The sequence below is a fragment of the Tabrizicola soli genome, from assembly GCF_015999335.1.
GTDB classification, from domain to species: Bacteria; Pseudomonadota; Alphaproteobacteria; order Rhodobacterales; family Rhodobacteraceae; genus Tabrizicola; species Tabrizicola soli.
Window position 1 is genome coordinate 208317 of sequence record NZ_JAEACP010000005.1, and the last position, 18219, is coordinate 226535.

Here is an 18219-nt window from a genome sequence, read left to right on the forward strand (position 1 = left end):
GGCGACTCAGGCGCAGGGCGCGCGCCAGGGGCTTCCTAGGGGTTTGGGGCCCCTTGTTCAACCAAGCCATCCGGCGACGGCAAGAAACGGCACAGGGATCAGCCCGGCATTGCGGTTCGCCCGGAACGCCGCCAGGCACGAGGCCGGGTCGTCCAGGTCCAGCCGCAGCATCTGCCCCACGATATGCCAGCCCATCGCCCAGACCCCCAGCAGCCCCACGGCCAGCGGCACCAGCGCCACATGCGCCGCCACCACCGCCGCCGCGAACAGCAGCACCGTCAGCACGAAGAAGCCCCAAAGCCAGGCCCGGCTGTTCTCGCCGAACAGCCGCGCGGTGGACTTCACCCCGATCAGCGCATCGTCCTCGCGATCCTGATGCGCATAGATCGTGTCGTAATACAGCGTCCAGACGATCCCGGCGGCGTAAAGCAGCACCGCCGCCGGGGCGACCTCTCCCGCATGGGCCGCCCAGAGCAGGATCGCGCCCCAGTTAAACGCCAGCCCGAGGAAGACCTGCGGCCACCAGGTGAAACGCTTGGCGAAGGGATAGATCGCCACCAGCGCCAGCGAGGCCACGCCCAGGCCCACCGCCAGCCGGTCGTAGGTCAGCAGAATCCCGCCCGCGACCAGCGTCTGCACCACCATCCAGACCAGCGCCTGCCGCACCGTGACCTGGCCCGAGGGGATCGGCCGGCTCCGCGTCCGCGCGACCGAGCCGTCGATATGCCGGTCGGTGATGTCGTTCCAGGTGCAGCCCGCCCCCCGCATCAGGAAGGCCCCCGCCCCGCAGGAGACGGCAAGCCACAGGTCCCACGGGGTGAACCCGCCCGCGCCCCCCGCCAGCGCCAGCGCCCAGAGGCAGGGGATATAGAGCAGCCAGGTCCCGATCGGCCGGTCGGCGCGGGAAAGCCGCAGATAGGGCCGCGTCCAGGGCGGGGCGTAGAGGTCCACCCAGTTGCCTTTCGGCGCATCGGCCACGGCGCCCGCGGGCTCTGGAAATTGCGACGGCAGGGACATAGGGTCACGCTCATGTCGGAGATCAGGCTTCATGTAGACCAGCCGCTTGCCCAGGGGCAAGCCGTGGCCCTGTCACAGGACCAGGCGCATTACCTTGTCGGCGTCATGCGGCTGGCGGTGGGCGACCCGGTGCTTCTGTTCAACGGCCGCGACGGGGAATGGCGGGCGACCCTTGCCGCCGCGGGCAAGCGCAATGCCATCGCCACCTGCGAGGCGCAGACCCGGCCCCTGCACCTGCCTCCCGACCTTTGGCTCCTCTTCGCGCCGATCAAGAAGGCCCGCACCGATTTCATCGTGGAAAAGGCGGTGGAACTGGGCGTCGCCCGCATCCTGCCGGTCCAGACCCGCCACACCAATTCCGAGCGCATCCGCCAGGACCGCCTCCAGGCCCATGCCACCGAGGCCGCCGAGCAATGCGGCGCGACCTGGGTGCCCGAGGTCGCCGGGCTCCAGCATCTCGACCGCCTCCTCGCGCAATGGCCCGCGGATCGCCGCCTCTACTGGTGCGACGAGACCGCCCTCGGCCAGCCCGCCGCCCTGGCCCCCGCGACCGGCCCCGCCGCCATCCTGATCGGCCCCGAAGGCGGCTTCTCGGCCGAGGAGGCCGCCAGGCTCCGCAACCGCCCGGATGTCGTCCCCCTCAGCCTCGGCCCCAGGATCCTGCGCGCCGATACCGCCGCCGTCGCCGCCATCGCCCTCTGGCAGGCCGCCTGCGGGGACTGGCGGTGATCCGGCCCGAGCTGCAGGCCGGGCTCCTGCGCTGGCGCGAACTGATCGCCGCGCTTGGCCTCGCACTGTTCGGCCTCTGGACCGCCTGGCAGGGCGGCTTTCTCCTCACCCCCCTCGGCCTCGCACTTCTCGCCATGGGCGCGGGCTGGGCGCTCACCTCCTGGCGCCGCCTGCGTTTCCACCAGCCGGGCGAGGCCCCCGGCATCCTGCGCGTGACCGAGGCGCAGATCGCCTATATGGGTCCGCGCACCGGCGGCTTCATCGGCCTGCCCGACCTGATCGAGATCCGCCTCCTCACGCTGCGCGGCCGCCGGATCTGGAAGCTGAAACAGGCCGACGGCCAGCTTCTCCACATCCCGGTCGAGGCCGACGGGGCCGACGCTCTCTTCGACGCTTTCGCCGCCCTGCCCGGCATGGACACCGCAGCACTCCTTGCCGCCCTCGGATCCGAAGGCCCCGCCTCCGACAGCCGCGTCATCGCCCTGGCCGAGGTCGACCACCTGATCTGGGCGCGCCGGGGGCGGGGCGTGGTCGTGCGCTGACGCAAAGGTCGCACCGACGCCCCTTGACTTGGCCCTTGCCGCTTGACACCTGTTGGCGCCCGGCCTAGCCGCCGGTCCCAACGCATCCAGCCCCGGAGCCTGCCCATGTCCATCCCCCAGTCCGGCGGCGGACCCATCGAAAGCTTCGATCAGCTGGCCGGCCTGCTCGAATCCGGCTGCAAGCCGCGCGACCAGTGGCGCATCGGCGCCGAGCACGAGAAATTCGGCTGGCTCACCGACAGCCGCCTGCCCTTGCCCTATGCCGGCGACCGCTCGATCTCGGCGATCTTCGACGCGCTCGTCGCCCGCTACGGCTGGCACCCCCTGCGCGAGGGCGAGAACATCATCGGCCTCACCCGCGACGGCGCCAACATCAGCCTCGAACCCGGAGGCCAGTTCGAGCTTTCGGGCGCGCCCCTCGTCTCGACGCTGGAAGTCGCGGCCGAGTTGCAGCAGCACCTGGACGAGGTCCGCTCGATCGCCGGGCCGATGGGCGTGCGTTTCATGGGCATCGGCGCGCCGCCGGAATGGACCCACGACCAGATGCCGGTCATGCCCAAGGGCCGCTATCGGCTGATGACCGACTACATGGGCCGCGTCGGCACCCATGGCACGCAGATGATGTACCGCACCTCGACGGTGCAGGTGAATCTCGACTACGCCTCCGAGGCCGACATGGTCCGGAAGCTGCGGGTGGCGCTGGCGTTGCAGCCGGTGGCGACGGCGCTCTTCGCCTCGTCGCCCTTCTTCGAGGGCAAGCCCAACGGCCACCGCAGCTGGCGCAGCCGGATCTGGCGCGGGCTGGACGACAGCCGCACCGGGATGCTGCCCTTCGCCTTCGATGAGGGGATGGGCTTCCAGGCCTATGTCGACTGGGTGCTGGATGTGCCGATGTATTTCGTCTACCGCGACGGCAAGTACATCAACGCGCTGGGGCAGAGCTTCCGCGATTTCCTCAAGGGCGAGTTGCCCGCGCTGCCGGGCGAGAAGCCCACGCTCTCGGACTGGGCCGACCACATGACCACCGTCTTCCCCGAGGCGCGGGTGAAGAAATACATCGAGATGCGCGGGGCGGATTGCGGCGACCAGGCCCATATCGCCGCGCTTCCGGCCTTCTGGGTCGGGCTGATGTACGACCAGACCGCGCTGGATGCGGCCTGGGACCTGGTGAAAGGCTTCGACGCCGACACGCGCGAGGGCCTGCGGGTCGCGGCCTCGGTCTCGGCCCTGGCCGGAGAGGCGGAGGGCGTGAAGCTTCTCGACCTCGCCCGCGCGGCGGTGGGCCTGTCCCACGCCGGCCTCGCCGCGCGCGGCTTCGGCGAAGAGGCGCAGCTGCGCCCGCTGGTCGAAAGCCTGAAGACCGGCAAGGTGCAGGCCGACAGGTGGCTGGAGTTCTACAACGGCCCCTGGAACCGCGACCTCACCCCGCTTTACGAGGCGTCGAGCCTCTAGCCCTCCTCCTCGTTCGACTTCGTCTCCTCGTCGGCAGTGGTCCGGCGGGGACCGAAGGGCAGGTCCCGAAAACCGCCCGCGAGGAGTGACGAAGTCATCGACGAGCAGCCCGAAGTCTTGCCGAAAGGTAAATGCCTACGGGCAAGCCATTGATTTAATTTGGAGAATAACCCTGTCCGCGTGTGGACGGTCAGGCCTTCTTCTGCCCGATGCGCGGCTCCGTCCCGGCCTTGATCCGCCGCAGGTTCCCGGCGTGCCGGATGTAGACCAGGATGGTCAGCACCACGGCCAGGATCAGAAGCCGGCCCTCGCCGAACCAGAACACCCAGCCCGCGCTCGACGCCGCCGAGACCAGCGCCGCCGCCGAGGAGATCCGCAAGAGGGCTGCCGCCACCAGCCAGGTCGCGCAGGCCGCCAGCCCCACCGGCCAGGCCAGCGCGAGCAGCGTGCCCAGGAAGGTCGCAACCCCCTTGCCGCCCCGGAAGCCCAGCCAGACCGGGAACAGATGGCCCAGGAAGGCCATCAGCCCCGCCAGCTGCGCCGCATCCTCGGCCAGAAGCGCCCGCGCGATCAGCACGGCGATCCCGCCCTTGCCCGCGTCCAGAAGCAGCGTCGCCAGCGCCGCCCCCTTGCTGCCGGTCCGCAGCACGTTGGTCGCCCCGATGTTGCCCGAGCCGATCTTGCGCAGGTCGCCCAATCCCATCGCCCGGGTGATGACCAGCCCGAAGGGAATCGCGCCCAGAAGATAGGACAGCACCGCCGTCAGAAGCAGGTAAAGGGTCGGACTGGTGATCTCGGGCATCGGCTATTCCGCGGCGAAGACCTGCGTCCCCGCGACCCAGGTGGCCAGCACCTTACCTTCCATCCGCGCGCCGTCAAACGGCGTGTTCTTCGACTTCGAGCGCAGCTTGAAGCGGTCCATCAGGAAGGGCGCCTCGGGGTCGAACAGGATCAGGTCGCCCGGCGCGCCAAGCGCCAGCCGGCCCTGCGGCAGGCCCAGCCGGTTGGCGGGGTTCAGCGCCATCGCCCGGAAAAGCGCCGGCAGGTCCAGGTGCCCGGCGTGATAGAGGCGCATCGCGGCGGGAAGGAAGGTCTCCAGCGCGACGGCGCCGGGTGCGGCCTCCTCGAACGGCAGGCGCTTCGATTCCTCGTCGGCCGGGGTGTGCATCGAGCTGATCACCTCGATCGCGCCCTCGGCCACCGCCGCCACCATGGCCAGCCGGTCAACCTCCGACCGCAGGGGCGGCGTGACCTTGAAGAAGGTCCGGTAGTCGCCCACGTCGAATTCGTTCAGCGTCAGGTGGTGGATCGAGGTCCCCGCCGTCACGTCCAGCCCCGCCGCCCGCGCCCGCGCCAGCGCGGGCAGGGACTTCGCGGTGGTGATCTGGTCGGCGTGGTAGCGCACGCCCGTTATCTCGACCAGGGCGAGGTCGCGCTCCAGCCCCATCCGCTCGGCCATGGGCGAGACGGCGGGGATGCCGCGCAGGCTGGCGAACTTGCCGCTCGTCGCCGCAGCGCCCTGCGACAGGCCCGGATCCTGCGGATGGCCCACGACCAGCGCGCCCAGCGATTTGGCATAGGCCATCGCCCGGGTGATCGCCTTGGCCTCGGTCGAGACGCGGAAGACGTCGGTGAAGGCGATCGCGCCCGCATCGCGCAGGAAGCCGATCTCGGTCATCTCGCGCCCCTCGCGGCCCTTGGTCAGGGCGGCCATGTGGCGGATGCGGACCGGGCTTTCCGCCGCGCGGCGGGTGACGAATTCCAGCGTCTCGGGCGTGTCGATCGCCGGGCTGGTGTCGGGCCGGGCGATGATCGTGGTCACACCCCCCGCCGCCGCTGCCTGGCCTGCCGAGCCGAAGCTCTCGCGGTGCCGCTCGCCGGGCTCGCCGATCTTGACGCCCCAGTCGACGATCCCCGGCGCCAGGCATCTGCCGCCGCAATCCACCATCACCGCGCCCTTGGGGGCCTTCTCGTCGCGGGCCAGGATCACGCCGCCCCTCACCGTCAGGCTGCCGGGCGCGTCGGTCCCCGCCTCGGGGTCGATCAGGCGGGCGTCGTGGAAATGCAGCGTGGTCATGGAGGGTCCGTTCCTGGCTGATCCGCCGCCATATGCGGCCTTGCGCGCCGCCTGTCCAGCCATGCTCAGCGCCATGCGAGGACGAGGGCCGCGAGGCCCGCGAGGAGCAGCGCCGCGCCCAGGGCCAGCGCCCTGCGCGGCAGGCGGGGGGCAGGGGCCGAGGGGCCGGGCGCCGTCAGACTGCCTTTTGCGGCATCCGAGGGCAGAGGCTCGAAATGCACCGGGGGGCGCTCCTCGGTATAGCCGGCAAGCAGGGTCAAGCGCGGGTCGGGGATCAGCGTCACCGCGCGGCCGTGCAGGGCGCGGGAGTGCAGGATCAGCACCGGCCCCCTGACCGCCTCCAGCCGGGCGCGGTCGGGGGCAAGCGCGGCATCCGACACGCCCAGCCCCTCGGCCAGATAGCCCGCAAGGCCGACCCCGGCCAGGTCGGCGGTGTCGAACAGCTCGACATGCGCCGGGTCCAGGTCCGGGTCACCGAAAAGCGCCGCCACCAGCCCCGCCTTGTCGCGCTGCATCTCCTCGGGCGACAAGGCGGCGGCAAAGACGCGGATGCCGTGACGCTCATGCGCGGGGATGGCAAGCGGTGTCATCGGCGGTTGCCCAGGCGATTGGCGGTGGCGGCGGGGTCGGACTGGTACTTGATCAGATGCCGCTCGCCTGTCGTGGTGGTGATCTGGACCGCGCCGAGGAAGGGCCGGGCCGAGTGCAGCCGCGCCAGCGGGATCGCCCTTCCGCCGGGGCCGACCAACCGGCGGTCGGTCAACAGCCAGACCTCGGCCAGCGCCTCGGACGAAAGGTAGGCCGCCCGTGCCCCGATGGCCAGGACCGCGCCCACCGGGCCCATCACCGGCCAGGCGCTGCCCTCCCACAGAAGGATCAGCCCCGCCGCCACGCCCAGGACCACCGCAAGGACCAGATGCCCGCGCCAATAGGCCTGGCGGTCGGCGGGAAACTCGGCCACCAGCCGCTCGCCCTCCTGCAGGGGGGCGGGGTGGCCCATGATGCTGTCGGGTTCGATGCGGGCCATCAGGCGATCCAGACGATGACGAGGGTGAAGACCGCGAGGAAGACGAGGACGGCGGCGGCGACCATGCCGCCCTGGCGCATCTCGGCCTTCGTCGGCTTGCGGTCGGGGATCATTGGCCGGCCCTTTCCTGTACGTCCCGGATCAGGTGAAAGACCTTCTCACCCTCGGCGATGTTTTCAAAGCCCGACTTGATCGTGCCGGAGTCGCCATCCGAATCCCGCTCCAGCCGCGCATGCAGCCAGACCGTGTCCGCAAGCCTGCCCGGTTCCAGCTCCAGCGCAGTCGCCGGCACGATCGGATAGACCTTGAGGCTGGGAAACGGCCCGCTGCGCAGGACATAGGCGGCGCGGGTGGTGAGCGCATAGCGGATGTACCGGCTGGCGGTGCGGGCCTCGACGAAGGGGCCGAGGACGAGGAAGCCGCCGAGCCCGAGGAAGGGCAGGCCGAAGGCGGCGAAGAAGACCGCGAGGCCGGCGTCCGAGGTGCTGGCGGCTTCTGTCAGGCGGTGGAGGCCGAGGAAGAAGACCGCTAGGCCGATGAGGAGGAACGGCAGGCCGAAGACCATCAGGAACAGCCGCTTGCCGCGCTGGTGGAAGCCGGGGGCGGGCCGTCCCTCCCAGAGCAGGGTCTCGCCGGGCCGGAGGGGGAGGGGGATGGCGGTCATATCACGCGATCCGTATGATTGTAGGGTGCGCTGTAGCGCACCATTGGCCGGGCGGAACGGTGCGCTGTAGCGCACCCTACGCCAGCGACGCCGGTCACGCCATCATGTCCACGATCTTCCGCCCCCGCTCCGCCCGCAGGTTCCGCGCCAGGAGGTCCATGCAGGCCATGCGGACGGCCACGCCCATCTCCACCTGGTCCTGGATCACCGAGCGGTTGATGTCGTCGGCGAGGTCGCCGTCGATCTCCACCCCCCGGTTCATCGGGCCGGGGTGCATGACGATGGCATCCGGCGCGGCGTGGGAAAGCTTCTCGGCGTCCAGCCCATAGCGGTGGTAGTATTCCCGCTCCGAGGGGATGAAGCCGCCGTCCATCCGTTCCTTCTGCAGCCGCAGCATCATCACCACGTCGGCGCCCTTCAGCCCGTCTCGCATGTCGTCGAACACCTCGCAGCCGAAATCCTCGACGCCCGAAGGCATCAGCGTCGGCGGCGCGATCAGGCGCAGGCGGTTCTCCATCTTGCCGAGCAGGATCAGGTTCGACCGGGCGACCCGGGAATGGGCGATGTCGCCGCAGATCGCGACGGTCAGCCGCTGGATCCTTCCCTTGGCGCGGCGGATGGTCAGCGCGTCCAGCAGCGCCTGGGTCGGATGCTCGTGCCGCCCGTCGCCCGCGTTCAGCACCGCGCAATCCACCTTCTGCGCCAGAAGATTGACCGCGCCCGAGGAGCCATGCCGCACCACCAACAGGTCCGGGTGCATCGCGTTCAGCGTCATCGCGGTGTCGATCAGGGTTTCCCCCTTCTTCACCGAGGATGTGGCGACCGACATGTTCATCACATCCGCGCCCAGCCGCTTGCCCGCGAGTTCGAAACTGGACTGGGTGCGGGTCGAGGCTTCGAAGAACAGGTTGATCTGCGTCATCCCGGCCAGCACGTCCGATTGCTTGACCGTGCGGCGGTTCAGGTCGACGTATCGCTCGGCCAGGTCGAGGACCGTGGTGATCTCCAGCGGCGAAAGCTGCTCGATCCCCAGAAGGTGGCGGGCGCGGAAGGCCATGGGCGGGTCCCCTTTTCCGGTTTGGCCCTCTATCGCAAACCGGGGGCGGAGGGGCAATGGCCGCGTTGCGGCGGGGCCGGCCGCCGGGGCGCTCGGGTCGGGACCGTCGTCACCATCGCAAGGGCTGCGCCCGACCTGCCGCGGGTGCTGTCCGCGCCCATTCGCTGGTCCTGGAACTGGCCATGCCCCGGCAAGGCCATAAGGTCATCCGGCACTGATAGGTTCTGGTCCCCGCCCCGTCCAGAGCCTACTCTCCCCCCCATGGGAATCGCCGCCGACATCGCCGGGGACTGGCACGCCGCACTCGCCGCGCTGGAATGGCTGGGCGAGTCGGGGGTGGACGAGGCCATCTCCGACGCGCCCGTCAACCGCTACGAGCTTGCGGCCGAGGCGCCGAAGCCCGCGGCCCTGGCCCGGCCCGCCGCCGCCGCCGCTGCCCCCGCCTCCGAACCCTTGTCCGCCGACCCGGTCGAGGTCGCCAAGGCCGCCGCCGCCCGCGCCGCGACGCTGGAGGAACTGCGCGAGGCCATCGCCGCCTTCGACCTGTGCGAGCTGAAGCGGGGCGCGCGCAACACCGTCTTCGCCGACGGCAACCCCGCCGCCCGCGTCCTGATCCTGGGCGAGGCCCCGGGGGCCGAGGAGGACCGCGAGGGGCGGCCCTTCGTCGGCCGGGCCGGGCAGCTTCTGGACCGGATGTTCGCCGCCATCGGCCTGTCCCGCAGCAGCGCCGACGCGCAATCGGCGCTTTACATCACCAATGTCCTGCCCTGGCGCCCGCCCGGCAACCGCGACCCCGATCCGGCCGAGATCGCCATGATGCGCCCCTTCGTCGAGCGGCATATCGCGCTGGTGGACCCGGCGGCGATCGTCGTCATGGGCAACACGCCGCTCTTCGCCCTGACCGGGGGCAAGGGCATCCTGCGCGCGCGCGGCACCTGGGCGCAGGCGCTGGGCAAGCCGCTCCTGCCGATGACCCATCCGGCCTACCTCCTGCGCAACCCCGCCGCCAAGCGCGAGGCCTGGGCCGACCTTCTTTCCCTGCAGGCAAGGCTGCGCTGAATGTTTCCCGTCGAACCCCTCACCCTCCTCGCCTTCGTCCCCGCCGGGCTGGCGCTGAACCTCACGCCGGGGGCGGACATGATGTTCTGCCTGGGCCAGGGGCTGAAGTCCGGCCGCCGCGCGGCGATGGCGGCGAATTTCGGCATCGCGCTCGGCGGGATGGTGCATACCCTGCTGGCCGCGCTGGGCCTTGGCGCCCTGGTCAAGGCGCATCCGGCGGCCTTCGAGGTGATCCGCTGGCTGGGAGTGGCCTACCTCTTGTGGCTCGCGGCCGGGGCGCTGCGGGCCTCGCCCTTCGCGGCCGAGGCGCAGGTGGTGCCCACGGCGACCGGCCGGGCGTTCTGGCAGGGTCTGATGGTCAACCTCCTCAATCCCAAGGTGATCCTGTTCATCCTGGCCTTCCTGCCGCAATTCGTCGATCCTTCGCGCCCGATCCTGCCGCAGTTCCTGGTGCTGGGGCTGGTGTTCTCCTTCGGCGGGCTTCTGGTCAACGGCGCGGTGGGGCTGTTCGCGGGCTCCATCGGCCAGCGCGTCGCCCGGTCGGCGGGCCTGTCGCGCTGGCTTTCGCGGATCAGCGCCACGATCTTCGGCGCGCTGGCCCTGCGGCTGGCGCTGATGCCCCGAAGCTGAACCGGCGGAGTTGAGATGTCCCGGATCGACGAGAGCCTGCCCTTCCACCCGGTCCGCATCGCGGTGCTGACCGTGAGCGACAGCCGCACACCCGACACGGACAAGTCCGGCGACACGCTGGTCGAGCGGCTGACTGCGGCCGGGCATCAGCTGGCCGACCGGGGCATCGTTCCCGACGACCGCGCCGGGATCGTGGCCCGCCTGCGCCAGTGGATCGCCGACCCAGAGGTCGACGTGATCCTGACCACCGGCGGCACCGGCCTGACCGGGCGCGACGTGACCGTGGAAGCCCACCGCGAGATCTATGAGAAAGAGATCGAGGCCTTCGGCACCGTCTTCACCCTGGTCTCGATGCAGAAAATCGGCACCTCGGCCGTGCAAAGCCGCGCGACCGGCGGCGTGGCGGGCGGGACCTACCTTTTTGCCCTGCCCGGTAGCCCCGGCGCCTGCCGCGATGCCTGGGACGAGATCCTGCGCTGGCAGCTCGACAGCCGCCACCGGCCCTGCAACTTTGTCGAGATCATGCCCCGGCTGGAGGAACACCTGCGACGGAAATAGCCGGGAGGGCCGTAACATCTGCGTTGAAGCGCGTTCCATGGCTGGCAGGCTCCCCGGCTTGCGCTAGACTGCGCGCGGCAATCATGGGGACGGGATGCGATTTCTGGCGCGCAGTCTGACGGGGCTTTTCCTGCTGGTCCTGACGCTGGCCCTTCTGGGGGCGGCGGCACTTCTGCTGGGCGGGGCGATCCGCGCCTCGCTGCAGCCCGGCGGACCGGGCCAACCGGCCGAGGAGCGGGTTGTCGCGGCCAATGTCACCCGTCTGGAGCCGACGCGGGTCACGCCGGTCCTGACCGCCTATGGCAAGGTCGAGGCCCGGCGCGCGCTGGATCTGCGGGCCCGGCAGTCGGGCAGCGTGGTCTGGGTCGCGGAGGGCTTCCGCAACGGCCTTTCGGTCCGTTCGGGCGAGGTCCTGGTCCGGCTCGACCCGGCCCCCGCGCAAGAGGCGCTGGCGCTGGCCCAGGCCGATCTTGCCGAAGCGACGGCCTCGGATACCCAGGCGCAGGCGGCGGTGATCCTGGCCCGCGACGACCTTGCGGCGGCGGAGGCGCAGGTGGTGCTGCGCCGGCAGGCCCTGGACCGCCAGCGCCAGATCGAGGCGCGGGGGGCCGGATCGTCCCAGGCGGTCGAGACGGCGGAACTGGCGCTTTCCGCAGCCGAACAGGCGGTCCTGTCGCGGCGGCAGGCCCTGGCCCAGGCCGAGGCGGCGGTGGACCAGGCGAAGGTGGCCGTCACCCGCGCCGGCATCGCCCTGGCCGAGGCCGAGCGGGCGCTCTCGGAAACCGAGATCCGCGCCGGGCTCTCCGGCCGCGTGGACGGGGTGGCCCTGGTCCCCGGCGCGCTGGTCGGCGCGAACGAGGTGATCGGCCGGATCATCGACCCTTCCGCGCTGGACGTGGCGGTGCGGCTGTCGACCGCGCAATTCGCGCTGCTGGTCGGTCCCGACGGCGCGCTGGGGCCGGCCCCGGTGACGCTGGGCGCCGCCGGCCTGACCGGCCGCCTCGAGCGTGCGGCCGCGGCGGTGGCCGAGGGGCAGACCGGCCGCATGGTCTATGTCGCGCTGGACCCCTCGCCGGCGGCGGAGGCGCTCTTGCAGCCCGGCGATTTCGTCGAGGTCAGGATCGAGGAGCCGCCGCTTGCCGATGTCGCCCGCCTGCCCGCGCTGGCCGTGGGGCGCAACGGCACGCTTCTGGCCCTGGCCGAGGGCGACCGGCTGCAGGAAATCCCGGTCGAGGTCCTGCGGCGGCAGGGCGACGACGTGCTGGTCCGGGTGGCCGCCCTGGCGGGCCGCGAGGTGGTGCTGGAACGCTCGGCCCTTCTGGGCGAGGGCATCCGCATCCGCCCGGTGCGCCCCGGCGCGGGCGCGGGCCTGGTGCCGCTGAGCGAGGCGCGCCGGGCGGAACTGGTCGCGCTGGTCGAGGCCGACGCGGCCATGCCCGAGGCGGCCAAGGCGCGGCTTCTGGACGAGCTGAAGGCGGGCGCGATCCCGGCCGCGACGCTGGAGCGGCTGGAAGGCCGCACGGGCGGCTGATGCAGATCCTGGGCCTCTTCGTCCGCCACCGGACGGCCGCCAACCTGCTGATGGCGCTGATGCTGGTCGCGGGCCTGATCGCCGCCTTCAACATCCGCGCGCAGTATTTCCCCGACGTCGTGGTGAACTCGGTCTCGGTCAGCGTGGCCTGGGACGGGGCCGGGGCCGAGGATGCGGACCGCGCCATCGTGCAGGTGCTGGAACCCGTGCTGCAGACCGTCGAGGGGGTGGCCGGCGTCAGCTCGCGCGCCAGCGAGGGGCGGGCGGTGGTGACGGTGGAGTTCGAGCCGAACCATGACCTCTCGGTCGCGGAAAAGGACGTGCAGGCGGCGGTGGATGCGCTGAACACCCTGCCCGAAGGCAGCGAGGACCCGGTGGTCGCGGCCTCGGCCTGGCGCGACCGGGTGACGGATGTGCTGATCTCGGGCCCGGTGGGGATCGACCAGCTGGGCCGCTTCGCCGACAACCTGGTGGCGCGCCTGTTCGAGGCCGGGATCAGCCGCGCCACGATCACCGGGCTTGCCGCGCCCGAGATCCTGGTCGAGGTGCCGTCGACCGCGCTGATGCAGCACGACCTCACCATGGCCGAGGTCGCGGGCGCCATCGCCGCCGCCACCGCCGACAGCCCCGCCGGCGAGCTGGGCGAGGGCGCGCGGCTGCGCACCGGCAACGACGGGCGCAGCCTGGCCGATGTGGCCGCCATCGTCCTGCGCTCGGCCCCCGACGGGACCAAGCTGGTCCTCGGCGACATCGCCGCGATCAGTGCGAACGCCGCCAATTCCGTGCGCGCGGCCTATGTCGGGGCGAACCCGGCCATGACCATCCGCGTCGACCGCGCCGCCGAGGGCGACGCGATCCGCCTGCAGGCGACCGTGGCCGAGGTCGCCGCCGCGATGCAGCCGACCCTGCCCCCCGGCGTCACGGTCGAGCTGGTCCGCACCCGGGCCGAGCAGATCAAGGACCGGCTCATGCTCTTCATGGACAACGGCACCACCGGCCTGCTGCTGGTGCTGGCGGTCCTGTTCCTGTTCCTGAACGCCCGCATCGCCTTCTGGGTGGCCGTCGGGATCCCGATCGCCATGGTGGGCACCCTGGCGGTGATGCTGGTCCTGGGCCAGTCGCTGAACATGATGTCGCTCTTCGCGCTGATCATCATGATCGGCGTGGTGGTGGACGATTCCATCGTCGTGTCGGAGAACGTCGAGCGCCGCGTCCGCCTGCTGGGCGAGACCGGCGAGGAGGCGGCCGAGCGGACCGCGCGCTGGATGTCGGGGCCGATCCTCGCCTCGTCGATCACCACGATCATCGCCTTCCTGGGCCTTGTCGGCATCGGCGGCCATTTCGGTGCGATGATCGCCGACATTCCCCTGACGGTGGTGGTGGTGCTGCTGGTCTCGCTGGTGGAATGCTTCCTGATCCTGCCCAACCACCTGGCCCATGCGATGCAGGATGCGATGCGCGACCGCTGGTACGACTGGCCCTCGCGCCAGGTGAACCGGGGGCTGGACTGGCTGCGCCGGGTGGCGATCCGGCCGGGAATCCGGCTGGTGATCCGGGGCCGTTATCCGGTGCTGGCCGCCTGCCTGCTGGCGCTGGCCTGGCAGGGCTCGCTTTTCCTGCGCGGCGAGGTGCAGTTCCGCTTCTTCAACCCGCCCGAGCAGGCCTCGGTCAGCGGCGCCTTCTCGATGCTGCCGGGGGCCGGGCGCGCGGACACGCTGGCGATGATGCACGAGTTGCAGCGCGCCGCCGATGTGGTGACCGCCCGGTTCGAGGCCGAATATGGCGCGAATCCGGCTACCTTCATCCTGGCCGAGGTCGGCGGCGCCAGCTCGCGCAGCCTCTCCAGCGCCGAGACCAAGGGACCGGACCTCCTGGGCTCGATCACGATGGAGCTGATCAGCCCGGACCTGCGCCCCTGGCCGGCCAGCGCCTTCCTGGCCGCCCTGGAGGCCGAGATCGTACCGCATCCCCTGCTGGAGGAGCTCAGCTTCCGCGGCGCGCGCTTCGGGTCGGGGGGGGATTCGCTTTCCGTCGACCTGTCGGGCGGCGAGGCCGGGACGCTGAAAGCCGCGGCCGAGGCGCTGAAGGCGGCACTGGCGGCCTATCCCGAGGTCTCGGGCCTGGAGGACAGCCTGGCCTATGACAAGGAAGAGCTGGTCCTGACCCTGACCCCGCAGGGCCGCGCGCTGGGGTTCGACACCGCGACCCTGGCCCGCACCCTGCGCGAGATGCTGGGCGGGATCGAGGCCGCGACCTTCCCCGAAGGCCCGCGCCAGGCCGCGATCCGGGTGGAGCTGCCCGAATCCGAGCTGACCGCCGATTTCCTGGACCGCACCCAGATCCGGGCCGCGCCGGGGCTTTTCGTGCCGCTGGCGGATGTGGTCACGGTGGAAAGCCGCTCCGGATTCTCGACCGTCCGGCGCGAGAACGGGCTGCGGCTCGTCACTGTCTCGGGCGAATTGTCCGAGGAGGACCCCGCGCGCGCAACCGAGGTCGGCCGCGTGATGGAGGAGGAGATCCTGCCCCGCATCGCGCAGGACTTCGGCGTCGACTGGCGTCTGTCCGGCCAGGCGGCGGCCGAGGAGGAATTCCTGTCCGGCGCGCTGGTCGGGGTGGTGCTCTGCCTGCTGGGGATCTACGTCACCCTGACCTGGATCTTTGCCCACTGGACCCGGCCGCTGGTGATCATGTCGGTGATTCCCTTCGGCCTGGTGGGGGCGATCTTCGGCCATTGGGTCTGGGGGATCCCGGTCTCGATGTTCTCGATCGTGGGGATGATCGGCATGTCGGGGATCATCATCAACGACTCGATCGTTCTGGTCAGCACGGTGGACGAATACTCCGAAAGGCGGGGGCTGATCCCGGCGATCGTCGACGGCGTCTCGGACCGTTTCCGGGCGGTGCTTCTGACGACGCTGACCACGCTCCTGGGCCTTCTGCCGCTGCTGTACGAGCGGTCCTCGCAGGCCGAGTTCCTGAAGCCCACCGTGGTGACGCTGGTCTTCGGCCTGGGCTTCGGCATGCTGCTGGTGCTGCTGGTCGTGCCGGCCTTCCTGGCGGTGCAGGCGGATGTGGGACGGGCGCTGCGGGCCCTGCGGCGGGGGGCGAGGCGGGAGCGCCTGCGCCTGCGCCCCACGCTGCGGCCGGTGGCGTTGGGGCTGATCCTGCTGGCGTTGGCGCTGCCGGTCCAGGTGGCGGCGACGGGGGCCTTGCCGGGCTGGCTTCTGGCTTTGGTCCCGGCCCTGGCCGGCGCCACGCCGGGGATCGCCGCGCTGGCGCTGTTCCTCGGGCTGGGCCTGATGCTCTGGCTACTGGCGGCGGTGCTGGCGGTCCTGCGGCTGCGACGCCTGTAGGGGCGGCGTGTGCGGGGGGCATCGAGCCCCCCGCACCCGCGTTGCCACCCGCTGCCGCGCCGGACGGTTCCCGGTTTCAGAGGGCGGGTTCAGGGCGCGGGGCAGCCCCTGACCTCGACCGCCTCGCCGCCGGCCAGGATGGTCAGGGTGACGTCCGACCGATCCAGCGCGAAGGGCGTGCCCGAGGGGGCCACCAGCTCGGTGACTGAGACCAGCTCGCCGCCCTCGCGCTGGCTGACGGCTTCTGCGACCCAGACGGACGGATCGCCGGTCTCGAAGGCCACGACCTCGGCCAGGCCCGGATCCGGCAGCCGCACCCGCGCGGTCAGCCGCAGCCCGTCGTCGATCGGGTCCACCGTGCAGGCCACCCGGCTGACCCCGGCCTCGCGTGCGGGAATGGCGCGGGCGGCGAGGGCGGACTGGATGCCGGGATCGGCGGCGCCGGGGGTGTCGAGCTCGGCCTGCAGCGAGAGGCTCGCCGGCATGCAGATCTCGTCGCAGACGCCCAGCTCCATCTCGACCGACAGCCGCACCGGCAGGGCGGGATCGACCGGCTCGACCTCGACCGGGAGGAGCAGCTTTTCGTGATAGCCGATGGTCTGGAATCCGTTCGCCTCGAACACCACCGGGGCGGGCCAGTGGATGTGGACCGACCTGACGTTGCGCGAGCCGGACCAGTCGAAGCTGGGGGGGATGCCGGCATCGCCGGGGCTGCGCCAGTAGGTCTTCCAGCCGGGCGCCAGGTCCAGCTCCACCGCCGCCATATGGGTGCCCGACTCCATCTGCCAGCCCGGCCGCAACCGGGCGGAAAGGACGTCCTCTTGCGTGGTGGCGAGGGCGGGCGATGCGGCGAGGCAGCCGAGGGCGAGGGTGCGGCAGATCATGGCCGCAGGATAGGAAACCCGCGCGGGGATGGAAATCACGTTGCAGCGACATCGCGCGACCGTGTCCGCGCGGTCACGCCGGAGCGGTCCGCCGGGGCTTGAGACCGGCCCCCGGCGGGTCCATCTTCATGGGAAAGGGGAGGTGACTCGATGGACCTAGCCGGACAGATCCTGATCGCGATGCCGGGAATGGCCGACCCGCGCTTCGATCACAGCGTCATCCTGGTCTGCGCCCATTCCCCGGATGGGGCGATGGGGCTGATCCTCAACAAGCCATTGGAGGAGCTGAGTTTTTCTGGCCTCCTCGAGCAGCTCGGCATCCCGCGCGCACCCCAGGGCCGCGACATCCGCATCCAGTTCGGCGGCCCGGTCGAGCGCGGGCGGGGCTTCGTGCTGCATTCCTCGGACTGGCAGGCCGAGGGCTCGACCCTGGAGGTGCCCGGCGGGCTTGGCATGACCGCGACGCTGGACATCCTGCAGGCGCTGGCGCAGGGCGGGGGGCCGGGCGAGGCGATGCTGGCCCTGGGCTATTCCGGCTGGGGGCCGGGGCAGCTGGAGGCCGAGATCGGGCGCAACGACTGGCTGACCTCCACCGCGCCCGAGGGGCTGGTGTTCGGGGCGGATGATGGCGGGAAGTGGTCGGCGGCGCTGCGGGGGATGGGGATCGATCCGCTGACCCTGAGTGCGGCGGCGGGGCGGGCCTGAGGCCGCAAGGGACTCCGCGCAAGGGGTTGGGAACGCTGGGGTAATCCGGAGAGTTTCGGGGAAGTCGAGGGTATGGCAGGCGTCTGGCGGGCGTCTGGCATCTGTACAGACGCACGGCGGGCGCGTGGGGCGTTAACCTTGGGGGGCGATCGGGGGCAACCATTCAAACAGATCATGTTCTGCCGACTAGCTTTGCCCCTATTTGACCTAAACTGCGCGAGTCGCACGGATTTTGTCCTTTTAGGAAGGAAGTTAGATGAAAGGTGTCTCGTTTGGGCTGGTGATAGTTGCGTTTTTGGGATTGATTTTGATTATCGTGTCCAACTCTTCAATGAGCTACAACGGCTTTGATGTTGATGTTGTGCTATCTATGGTTGGTAGCGTATTGTTTGTCGGCACTATTACTGGATACATCTTCGAGAATCGAACAAAGGAGAAGCTCTTTGGTGAAATTTTCGAGCGGATCAATAAAGATCTTAGCATCCGTAATGCAGGGATTGAATCTTGTTTTGAGGCATCTACCGATATTTCATATAGAGACGAGATCAAGCATGCACGAGAGATCACTACCCTTTTCACTTATGCAGATGGCTTCTTAAAGAGGCATATGGAAGAGTTACTTGATGCTGCAACGCGCGGAGCAATTCTTAAGTTTATCTTTGTTCGCCAAGATTCCCAGATTATTTCCGCTATGGAGGGGCTCGGCTGGGCGAAAACCTCAATAAGTGCTAACTATGAGTCCCTAAAGGTGTTTGAGAAACGGTTTGAAGGGAAGAACGTGAGTTTTCATTACGTCGACGCAATACCTAGGCTCCAGACTCATTGAGTTTCAGAGCCAGAACATGACGGTTGCTGCGAGGGCGATAGCGGAGAAGAAGGTTTCCGGGCATCTGTCGTATCGGGTGGCAACGCGTCTCCAGTCCTTCAGCCGGCC

General features: G+C 70.2%; 18 protein-coding genes and 1 pseudogene. 10 read left to right on the forward strand and 9 right to left on the reverse strand.

Annotated features, from left to right (window positions below):
- Positions 1–57: 57 nt before the first annotated feature.
- Positions 58–1017: a 4-hydroxybenzoate octaprenyltransferase gene (ubiA, locus tag I7S92_RS06380; protein ID WP_197642650.1), complete on the reverse strand. Its 960-nt coding sequence runs from the start codon at positions 1015–1017 to the stop codon at positions 58–60.
- Positions 1018–1029: 12 nt separating this feature from the next.
- Here ubiA and I7S92_RS06385 point away from each other — a divergent pair, with 12 nt between their 5' ends.
- The 3 genes from I7S92_RS06385 (at position 1030) to I7S92_RS06395 (ending at position 3740) form a co-directional block, all read left to right on the forward strand.
- Positions 1030–1746 carry a 16S rRNA (uracil(1498)-N(3))-methyltransferase gene (locus tag I7S92_RS06385; protein WP_197642651.1) on the forward strand — a complete coding sequence of 239 codons (717 nt, stop codon included), beginning with the start codon at positions 1030–1032 and terminating at the stop codon, positions 1744–1746.
- Positions 1743–2288, forward strand: coding sequence for a hypothetical protein (locus I7S92_RS06390; protein ID WP_197642652.1), 546 nt, complete (start codon positions 1743–1745; stop codon positions 2286–2288). The genes I7S92_RS06385 and I7S92_RS06390 overlap by 4 nt, the downstream gene beginning before the upstream one ends.
- A 105-nt stretch (positions 2289–2393) precedes the next feature.
- Complete coding sequence (locus I7S92_RS06395) at positions 2394–3740, forward strand: glutamate--cysteine ligase (protein WP_197642653.1); 1347 nt, start codon at positions 2394–2396, stop codon at positions 3738–3740.
- A 190-nt stretch (positions 3741–3930) separates the two neighbouring features.
- Here the strand turns inward: I7S92_RS06395 and plsY are convergent, their stop codons facing one another.
- The 6 genes from plsY to I7S92_RS06425 all read right to left on the reverse strand — a co-directional run bounded on the left by plsY (position 3931) and on the right by I7S92_RS06425 (position 8565).
- Positions 3931–4542: a glycerol-3-phosphate 1-O-acyltransferase PlsY gene (gene plsY / locus I7S92_RS06400; protein ID WP_197642654.1), complete on the reverse strand. Its 612-nt coding sequence runs from the start codon at positions 4540–4542 to the stop codon at positions 3931–3933.
- 3 nt (positions 4543–4545) lie between these two features.
- Positions 4546–5817, reverse strand: coding sequence for a dihydroorotase (pyrC, locus tag I7S92_RS06405; protein ID WP_197642655.1), 1272 nt, complete (start codon positions 5815–5817; stop codon positions 4546–4548).
- Between the two features lie 65 nt (positions 5818–5882).
- Positions 5883–6407 carry a hypothetical protein gene (locus I7S92_RS06410; RefSeq protein ID WP_197642656.1) on the reverse strand — a complete coding sequence of 175 codons (525 nt, stop codon included), beginning with the start codon at positions 6405–6407 and terminating at the stop codon, positions 5883–5885.
- Complete coding sequence (locus I7S92_RS06415) at positions 6404–6844, reverse strand: hypothetical protein (RefSeq protein ID WP_197642657.1); 441 nt, start codon at positions 6842–6844, stop codon at positions 6404–6406. The genes I7S92_RS06410 and I7S92_RS06415 overlap by 4 nt, the downstream gene beginning before the upstream one ends.
- Before the next feature lie 109 nt (positions 6845–6953).
- Positions 6954–7508, reverse strand: a complete 555-nt coding sequence (locus tag I7S92_RS06420) for a hypothetical protein (RefSeq protein WP_197642658.1) — start codon at positions 7506–7508, stop codon at positions 6954–6956.
- A 94-nt stretch (positions 7509–7602) separates the two neighbouring features.
- On the reverse strand, positions 7603–8565 hold the full coding sequence (locus I7S92_RS06425) for an aspartate carbamoyltransferase catalytic subunit (RefSeq protein WP_197642659.1): 963 nt from the start codon (positions 8563–8565) through the stop codon (positions 7603–7605).
- 261 nt (positions 8566–8826) lie between these two features.
- Here I7S92_RS06425 and I7S92_RS06430 point away from each other — a divergent pair, with 261 nt between their 5' ends.
- From I7S92_RS06430 to I7S92_RS06450, 5 genes are all read left to right on the forward strand, one after another.
- Positions 8827–9624 (forward strand): uracil-DNA glycosylase, encoded by a 798-nt coding sequence (locus tag I7S92_RS06430; RefSeq protein ID WP_206761008.1) that lies wholly within the window; start codon positions 8827–8829, stop codon positions 9622–9624.
- A complete protein-coding gene (locus I7S92_RS06435; protein ID WP_197642660.1) occupies positions 9625–10254 on the forward strand; it encodes a LysE family translocator in 630 nt (209 codons plus the stop codon). It begins immediately after the preceding gene.
- Positions 10255–10269: 15 nt separating this feature from the next.
- On the forward strand, positions 10270–10812 hold the full coding sequence (moaB, locus tag I7S92_RS06440; RefSeq protein ID WP_197642661.1) for a molybdenum cofactor biosynthesis protein B: 543 nt from the start codon (positions 10270–10272) through the stop codon (positions 10810–10812).
- Between the two features lie 94 nt (positions 10813–10906).
- Positions 10907–12343 carry an efflux RND transporter periplasmic adaptor subunit gene (locus I7S92_RS23325; RefSeq protein ID WP_197642662.1) on the forward strand — a complete coding sequence of 479 codons (1437 nt, stop codon included), beginning with the start codon at positions 10907–10909 and terminating at the stop codon, positions 12341–12343.
- Complete coding sequence (locus I7S92_RS06450) at positions 12343–15696, forward strand: efflux RND transporter permease subunit (protein ID WP_197642663.1); 3354 nt, start codon at positions 12343–12345, stop codon at positions 15694–15696. The genes I7S92_RS23325 and I7S92_RS06450 overlap by 1 nt, the downstream gene beginning before the upstream one ends.
- 89 nt (positions 15697–15785) lie before the next feature.
- On the opposite strand, the gene I7S92_RS06455 is transcribed toward I7S92_RS06450, so the two are convergent.
- The gene (locus tag I7S92_RS06455) at positions 15786–16580 is read right to left on the reverse strand and encodes a protein-disulfide reductase DsbD domain-containing protein (RefSeq protein ID WP_197642664.1); all 795 of its coding nucleotides are present in this window, start codon (positions 16578–16580) and stop codon (positions 15786–15788) included.
- A 150-nt stretch (positions 16581–16730) separates the two neighbouring features.
- Between I7S92_RS06455 and I7S92_RS06460 the strand changes: the two genes are divergently transcribed.
- Both I7S92_RS06460 and I7S92_RS06465 read left to right on the forward strand, forming a co-directional pair.
- Positions 16731–17285, forward strand: coding sequence for a YqgE/AlgH family protein (locus tag I7S92_RS06460; protein ID WP_197642665.1), 555 nt, complete (start codon positions 16731–16733; stop codon positions 17283–17285).
- A gap of 256 nt (positions 17286–17541) precedes the next feature.
- Positions 17542–18111, forward strand: a complete 570-nt coding sequence (locus tag I7S92_RS06465; RefSeq protein ID WP_197642666.1) for a hypothetical protein — start codon at positions 17542–17544, stop codon at positions 18109–18111.
- Between the two features lie 3 nt (positions 18112–18114).
- On the opposite strand, the pseudogene I7S92_RS06470 reads toward I7S92_RS06465, so the two are convergent.
- Positions 18115–18219 (reverse strand): annotated as a pseudogene (locus I7S92_RS06470) (IS5/IS1182 family transposase); the annotation flags it as partial.

Coding starts and splice junctions, on each gene's coding strand:
- ubiA (WP_197642650.1), bottom strand. CDS start 1,017: ATGTCCCTGCCGTCGCAATTTCCAGAGCCCGCGGGCGCCGTGGCCGAT.
- I7S92_RS06430 (WP_206761008.1), top strand. CDS start 8,827: ATGGGAATCGCCGCCGACATCGCCGGGGACTGGCACGCCGCACTCGCC.
- I7S92_RS06415 (WP_197642657.1), bottom strand. CDS start 6,844: ATGGCCCGCATCGAACCCGACAGCATCATGGGCCACCCCGCCCCCCTG.
- pyrC (WP_197642655.1), bottom strand. CDS start 5,817: ATGACCACGCTGCATTTCCACGACGCCCGCCTGATCGACCCCGAGGCG.
- I7S92_RS06425 (WP_197642659.1), bottom strand. CDS start 8,565: ATGGCCTTCCGCGCCCGCCACCTTCTGGGGATCGAGCAGCTTTCGCCG.
- I7S92_RS06435 (WP_197642660.1), top strand. CDS start 9,625: ATGTTTCCCGTCGAACCCCTCACCCTCCTCGCCTTCGTCCCCGCCGGG.
- I7S92_RS06385 (WP_197642651.1), top strand. CDS start 1,030: ATGTCGGAGATCAGGCTTCATGTAGACCAGCCGCTTGCCCAGGGGCAA.
- I7S92_RS06395 (WP_197642653.1), top strand. CDS start 2,394: ATGTCCATCCCCCAGTCCGGCGGCGGACCCATCGAAAGCTTCGATCAG.
- moaB (WP_197642661.1), top strand. CDS start 10,270: ATGTCCCGGATCGACGAGAGCCTGCCCTTCCACCCGGTCCGCATCGCG.
- I7S92_RS06455 (WP_197642664.1), bottom strand. CDS start 16,580: ATGATCTGCCGCACCCTCGCCCTCGGCTGCCTCGCCGCATCGCCCGCC.
- I7S92_RS06465 (WP_197642666.1), top strand. CDS start 17,542: ATGAAAGGTGTCTCGTTTGGGCTGGTGATAGTTGCGTTTTTGGGATTG.
- I7S92_RS06460 (WP_197642665.1), top strand. CDS start 16,731: ATGGACCTAGCCGGACAGATCCTGATCGCGATGCCGGGAATGGCCGAC.
- plsY (WP_197642654.1), bottom strand. CDS start 4,542: ATGCCCGAGATCACCAGTCCGACCCTTTACCTGCTTCTGACGGCGGTG.
- I7S92_RS06420 (WP_197642658.1), bottom strand. CDS start 7,508: ATGACCGCCATCCCCCTCCCCCTCCGGCCCGGCGAGACCCTGCTCTGG.
- I7S92_RS06450 (WP_197642663.1), top strand. CDS start 12,343: ATGCAGATCCTGGGCCTCTTCGTCCGCCACCGGACGGCCGCCAACCTG.
- I7S92_RS06410 (WP_197642656.1), bottom strand. CDS start 6,407: ATGACACCGCTTGCCATCCCCGCGCATGAGCGTCACGGCATCCGCGTC.
- I7S92_RS23325 (WP_197642662.1), top strand. CDS start 10,907: ATGCGATTTCTGGCGCGCAGTCTGACGGGGCTTTTCCTGCTGGTCCTG.